5 protein-coding genes are annotated in these 5,647 nt (G+C 67.4%); 4 read left to right on the top strand and 1 reads right to left on the bottom strand.

Going from position 1 to position 5,647, the window contains the following annotated elements; translation table 11 throughout:
• Positions 1 to 126: 126 nt before the first annotated feature.
• Positions 127 to 1,431, bottom strand: a complete 1,305-nt coding sequence (locus Q0379_RS07880; RefSeq protein ID WP_299006722.1) for an acyl-CoA dehydrogenase family protein — start codon at positions 1,429 to 1,431, stop codon at positions 127 to 129.
• A 157-nt stretch (positions 1,432 to 1,588) separates the two neighbouring features.
• Here Q0379_RS07880 and Q0379_RS07885 point away from each other — a divergent pair, with 157 nt between their 5' ends.
• From Q0379_RS07885 to Q0379_RS07900, 4 genes are all read left to right on the top strand, one after another.
• Complete coding sequence (locus Q0379_RS07885) at positions 1,589 to 2,182, top strand: GNAT family protein (protein ID WP_299006725.1); 594 nt, start codon at positions 1,589 to 1,591, stop codon at positions 2,180 to 2,182.
• A gap of 82 nt (positions 2,183 to 2,264) precedes the next feature.
• Positions 2,265 to 3,419 (top strand): hypothetical protein, encoded by a 1,155-nt coding sequence (locus Q0379_RS07890; protein ID WP_299006728.1) that lies wholly within the window; start codon positions 2,265 to 2,267, stop codon positions 3,417 to 3,419.
• A 70-nt stretch (positions 3,420 to 3,489) separates the two neighbouring features.
• A complete protein-coding gene (locus Q0379_RS07895) occupies positions 3,490 to 4,725 on the top strand; it encodes a hypothetical protein (RefSeq protein WP_299006730.1) in 1,236 nt (411 codons plus the stop codon).
• A gap of 99 nt (positions 4,726 to 4,824) precedes the next feature.
• Positions 4,825 to 5,592, top strand: a complete 768-nt coding sequence (locus Q0379_RS07900) for a MerR family transcriptional regulator (protein ID WP_299006732.1) — start codon at positions 4,825 to 4,827, stop codon at positions 5,590 to 5,592.
• Positions 5,593 to 5,647 lie beyond the last annotated feature (55 nt).

Below are 5,647 nucleotides of genomic sequence, written 5' to 3' on the forward strand. Positions count from 1 at the left end.
CTCCCCCGCGATGCGGGGGAGGTGGCCCAGAGGGCCGGAGGGGGCGAGCTGGGCGCATGCCGTGCTAGCCCCCTCAGTCGCTCCGCGACAGCTCCCCCGCATCGCGGGGGAGCATCTCGACGCCTTTTACCGTATCCCCGGCACGTGCAGGGCCGCGTCGCGTTCGGTCTTCTGCTTGTAGGCCAGGTCGCCGTACTTGGACATTTCCATGCGGGCGATGGTGCGGCAGTGGACCTCGTCCGGGCCGTCGGCCAGGCGCAGGGTGCGGATGCCGGCATACAGCTTGGCGAGGCCGAAGTCGGTGGTGACGCCCGCGCCGCCGTGGGCCTGGATGGCGTCGTCGATGACCTTCAGGGCGATGCGCGGGGCGGCGACCTTGATCATCGCGATCTCGAGGCGGGCCGACTTGTTGCCGGCCTTGTCCATCATGTCGGCGGCCTTCAGGCACAGCAGGCGGCACATCTCGATGTCGATGCGGGCCTCGGCGATGCGCTGCTCCCAGACCGAGTGGTCGGACAGGTACTTGCCGAACGCCTTCCGGGTCATCAGGCGCTTGATCATCTTTTCCAGCGCCACCTCGGCCGCGCCGATCGTGCGCATGCAGTGGTGGATGCGGCCGGGGCCCAGGCGGCCCTGGGCGATCTCGAAGCCGCGGCCTTCGCCGAGCAAAAGGGCCTCCTCGACCGGCACGCGGACGTCCTTGAGGATCACCTCGGCGTGGCCGTGCGGAGCGTCGTCATAGCCGAACACCGGCAGCATGCGGACGATCTCGATCCCCGGCGCGTCCATCGGCACCAGGACCTGGCTCTGCTGCTGGTGGGTCGAGGCGGTCGGATCGGTCTTGCCCATCACGATCGCCACCTTGCAGCGCGGGTCACCCACGCCCGAGGACCACCACTTGCGGCCGTTGATCACATAATGATCGCCGTCGCGCTCGATGCGGGTCTCGATGTTGGTGGCGTCGGAGCTGGCCACCGCCGGCTCAGTCATCAGGAAGGCCGAGCGGATCTCGCCGTTCATCAGCGGGCGCAGCCAGCGCTCCTTCTGCGCCAGCGTGCCGTAGCGCATCAGCACTTCCATGTTGCCGGTGTCCGGCGCCGAGCAGTTGAAGACCTCCGAGGCGAAGCTGACCTTCCCCATGTGCTCGGCGATCAGGCTGTATTCGAGGTTGGTCAGCTGCTCGCCTTCGAAAACGAAGGTGTCGTCGACATGGGTCTGGCCGCTGTGCGGCGGCATGAAGAAGTTCCACAGGCCCGCGGCCTTGGCCTTCTTCTTCAGCTCTTCCAGCACCTGGACGACCTTCCAGCGCTCCTGGCCCAGGACGTTCATCTCGGCGTCGTAGGCCGGGATCGCCGGATAGACGTGTTCGTCCATGAACGCGGTGACGCGGTCCAGGAAGACGCGTTGCTTGGGGGAGATGTCGAAGTCCATGGTGTTCCCTCTGCCCGCTTTGCTTGTCTCAAACGCTTGTTTGAAGTGTTTGTAGAACGCCCTGACGCGCGGGGCAAGCGGGCAGGGCCACGTCCGATTGCGTAAGTTTCCGGCCGGCGGGTTGTGTTCGTCGCACGCCTGTCGGACAACGGCGGTCATGCTGAACCTGACCGCCGACATCCTGCAGGGGCGCCACGTGCGCCTCGAACCCGTCACCATCGATCACCGCGACGAGTTGAAGGCCGCCGTCGACTGCGATCCCGAAAGCTGGGAGATCATGTCGGTCAATGGCTGCGGCGAGGGCTTCGACGACTTCTGGGGCGCGCTGCAGGGCGAGACAGACCGGGGCGAGCGCATCGGCTTCGCCATTCGCCGCCTGTCGGACGGCAAGGTGGTCGGCACCTCCAGCTACCTGAACATCCGCCGTCTCCACTGCGGTCTGGAGATCGGCTCGACCTTCCTCAACCCTGAGGCGCGGTCGGGTCCGGTCAATCCGGAAAGCAAGCGGCTGCTGCTGGCGCACGCGTTCGACTGCGGCGCCATTCGCGTCGAGCTGGTCACCGACGTTCGCAACGCCCGCAGCCAGGCGGCGATCCAGAAGCTGGGCGCGACCAAGGAAGGCGTGCTGCGCAACCACAAGATCACCTGGACGGGTCACGTGCGCGACACGGCCGTCTTTTCGATCACTGATTACGACTGGCCGGGTGTGCGCCAACGCCTAGACTTCAGGTTGTCTGAGGCATTCGTTTAAGGTCTGTGGCGCGTTGTCGCGCCATTAGTTCCGAGAAGCAATTCTCAATACACGGCGTTATAAGTTTCCCCGCATGGGCGGGATGGCATGTCTTCGAATCTGCATTGAACACGGCGCGCGCGAGACGGCCGTCGAGGGCGTGACTCCGGCCAAGATCGACAAGACCGCCTCCTCCTATATCGAGGCCCACTGGCCGGCGCCCCGTCGCTACGGCCGCGTGGCGCCCGGCGCCTATGTGCTGGTGGATCCCCACGCCGATTATCTGGACGGCGAAGAACTGCGACATATGGCTTCGGAGCTGCAGCTGCGGCTATTCGGCACCCAGGGTCGCGATGATCTCTGCATGCTCACCTTCGAGGGCGAGGAAGAGCAGGTCCTCAAGTTCTCCACCCTGACCGAGGAAGAGCTGCTGGCCATGCGCGGCGGCAAGCCGCCGCCGCCGGAGGGCCGCACGCGCCTGATCCGCCGCGACGGCGTCGCCGAGCTGGCGCCCTGGGGCTCGACGCCGCGCGTGGTCGCGGCCAAGCCCAAGGCCGAGGCTCAGACGCCGATCCATCTGGGCTGGCGCGGCGTCTACAATCTGGGAAGCCAGAAGTTCGAGAGTTCCGAGATCATGGTCGTGCGCAAGCCCGGCGCGCCCGAGCCACAGGACGACTCCGAATTCGCCGAGGCCGACCTCCTGGCCTTCGACCGCGCCGTCGCGGCATTGGAGGCCGACCCCAGCCTCAAGGCCTGGGTGGGAATCCGAATGTGGAGCGTGGTCCGCGCGGGCATCCGCGAGGCCTATCAGGCGCGCTTCACCGCCCTGCCGCCCAGCGTTCGCGAGCGGATGGCGGCGGTGATCTACGAAGTGCCGCGAGACCTGCCGTTCTCGGCCATCGCCCCGCTGCGCGATATCGTCCTGCCCAGCTTCGCCCGCGTCGATCTGCGGGTTCTTGACGCCGGCTTCTACTGCCAGGCGGTGCCCGAAGGCTTGGCGCACGGCGTGGTGCTGCAGCTCGAAGGCGACGACGAGAAGTCCCGCCTGTTGAAAATCCACCGTTTCTTGTCCGACCGAAAGGTCTACGCCGCCCGCCGCTTGCGTCAGGGCCTGGCGGGGGTGCGCAACGCGCGCGAGCTGGAGCTTGCGCGGCGTATGGGCGCCAACACGATCAAGGGTCCTTTCGTCAGCGGCCTGTTCGCCACGCCCGTGACCGAACAGGAGACGCCGATCGATGAACTTCCGCTGGCCGTGTAAAGCCGCGGGGCGTTGCTTTTAGCCGGGGCCCTCAACGAATTGGCGAGGATTCCTACCTAGTGTTGCACTCATGACGGCCATCGCCTGCCTCCGAATCCTGTTCAACGCCGGCGAGAGCCAACCCGGCGAAATCCCGCGTTCAAAGGCGCAGGCCGTGGCCGACGCCTTCCTGAAGGCGCGCTGGCGCGCCCCCCGCAAGTGCGGCGCCGTGGCCCCGCTGGCCTTCGTGCTGGCCGACAACCGGGTCGAGACTCTGGATCCCGCCGAGATGCAGGCCCTGGCGGCCGAGCTGGAGCAGGTGCTGTTTCCGGGCGGCGAGGGCGGCGAGATCTGCCTGATGACCTTCCAGGGCGATGAGACCGCCGTCCTGAAGTTCGCCAGCCTGTCGCAGAAGGAACTGGCCGGCCTGGTCGCCGGCAAGGGCTATGGCGGCGCGGCCGGCCGGGTCCATGTGATCACCGCCGACGCGGTAGAGTCCGTACCCAGCACCCACGAGGAGGCCAAGGCCCTGGCGGCCGAGAAGGCCGAAGCGGGCGCGGCGGACGTTCCTCTGGCCGATAAGGCGTCGAAGACCGCCAAGGCGCCGGTCGCGCCCAAGGCTCCGCCGCCTCCGCCGCCGCCTCCGCCGCCGCAGACGGGCTGGTGGGGCGTCTATGATCTCTCGGCCAACGCTTTCGTCGCGTCGCTCATCGGCATGCGCGCCGATCTGTTGCAGCCGCCGCCGGAGGACGACGACAAGCTGCTCAAGCGCGATCTCGTCTGCCTGACCGACGCCCAGGCGGCGCTGAAGGCGGCGACGTTCGGCGAAATCCTGGTGCCGTTCGGCTTCTGGAACCTGACGACGCAGTACGCCCTGGACGCCTACAAGACCCGCCTCTCGCGCTATCCGCTGGATCAGCAGCCGCGCCTGGTCGCCACGATCTACGGCACGCCGCGCGAGGCCTCGCTGGGCATGCTGCAGCAGATGCGCGCCTTCCTGAAGGGCAGCTTCGCCTTCATGGACCTGCGGGTCGAAGACGCCACCTTCCCGATCCACGGCCTGCCGCCGGAGCTGATCGACAGCGTCACCCTGCTGCTGACCGGCGAAACCGAATTCGACCGGATGAGCAACATCCAGAGGTTCGCCGAGCGCAAGAACCTCTACGAGGGCAAGGGCGTGCTGCAGGGCGTCGCGGGCGTGGCCACGCGGGCCGAGCTGGAGGCGTGCCGCGCCGCCGGAATCGCCCGTGTCCAGGGCCCCGCCATCACCACCCTGCTCGACAAGCCGGTCGCCAGCGCCGAGGGCGCGCCGATCGCCCTGAGCTAGGCGTCGCGATTTTCTTTCACGGCCTGCTTGACCCTCACGCCGCGTGATCCCTGAGTGACTTGCCCATCGAGAGGCAAGGTCGACGAAAGGACACCAAGGTTGAGCGTCTATACGGTCAAGCAGATGGCCAAGCTGTCCGGCGTTTCGGTGCGCGCGCTGCACCACTACGACGCCATCGGCTTGTTGAAGCCCCGCGCCGTCGGGGCCAACGGCTATCGTTATTACGACCGCCAGGACCTGCTGCGCCTGCAACAGATCCTCTTCCACCGCGCCCTGGAGACTCCGCTGAAGGACATCCAGGCCGCGTTGGACGATCCTGACTTCGACCTCGCCGCCGCGCTCCGCGCCCAGCGGAGCCGCCTGGCGGCCGAGGCCGAACGCTACGCCCGACTGGTGACCGTCGTCGACCGGACCCTCGCCAACCTCGAAGGAGACGAGACGATGGACGACAAGATGCTTTTCGAAGGCTTCGACCCGAAGAAGCAGGCTGAACACGAAGCCTGGCTGGTCGAGCGCTATGGCGACGAGGCCGCCCAGCGGATCGCCGACGCCAAGGCCGGCATGAAGACCTGGGGCAAGAAGGACTGGTCCCACTTCCAGGAGGAGGCCAAGGCGATCGAGCACGACCTGGCCAAGGCCTTGAAGCAGGGGCTGCCGGTCGACAGCGATCCGGTGACGGCGATCATGCGCCGCCACTGGGCGTGGGTCGGCCGCTCCTGGAACCGCGAGCCGACGCCGGACGCCTTCAAGGGGCTGGGTCATCTCTATCAGGAGAACCCCGAGTTCACCGCCCGCTACGAGGCGATCGCGCCGGGCCTGACGGAGTACCTCGCCGAGGCGATGCGGGTGTTCGCTGAGCGGCGGTGAAGTTCCTCCCCCGCGATGCGGGGGAGGTGGCCCAGAGGGCCGGAGGGGGCTAGCT

This window comes from uncultured Caulobacter sp. (assembly GCF_937900395.1).
In the GTDB taxonomy this organism is placed as follows: Bacteria; Pseudomonadota; Alphaproteobacteria; order Caulobacterales; family Caulobacteraceae; genus Caulobacter.

Excerpts from the sequence above, each read along its gene's own strand:
- Q0379_RS07885 (WP_299006725.1), top strand. The coding sequence starts at position 1,589 with ATGCTGAACCTGACCGCCGACATCCTGCAGGGGCGCCACGTGCGCCTC.
- Q0379_RS07890 (WP_299006728.1), top strand. The coding sequence starts at position 2,265 with ATGGCATGTCTTCGAATCTGCATTGAACACGGCGCGCGCGAGACGGCC.
- Q0379_RS07895 (WP_299006730.1), top strand. The coding sequence starts at position 3,490 with ATGACGGCCATCGCCTGCCTCCGAATCCTGTTCAACGCCGGCGAGAGC.
- Q0379_RS07880 (WP_299006722.1), bottom strand. The coding sequence starts at position 1,431 with ATGGACTTCGACATCTCCCCCAAGCAACGCGTCTTCCTGGACCGCGTC.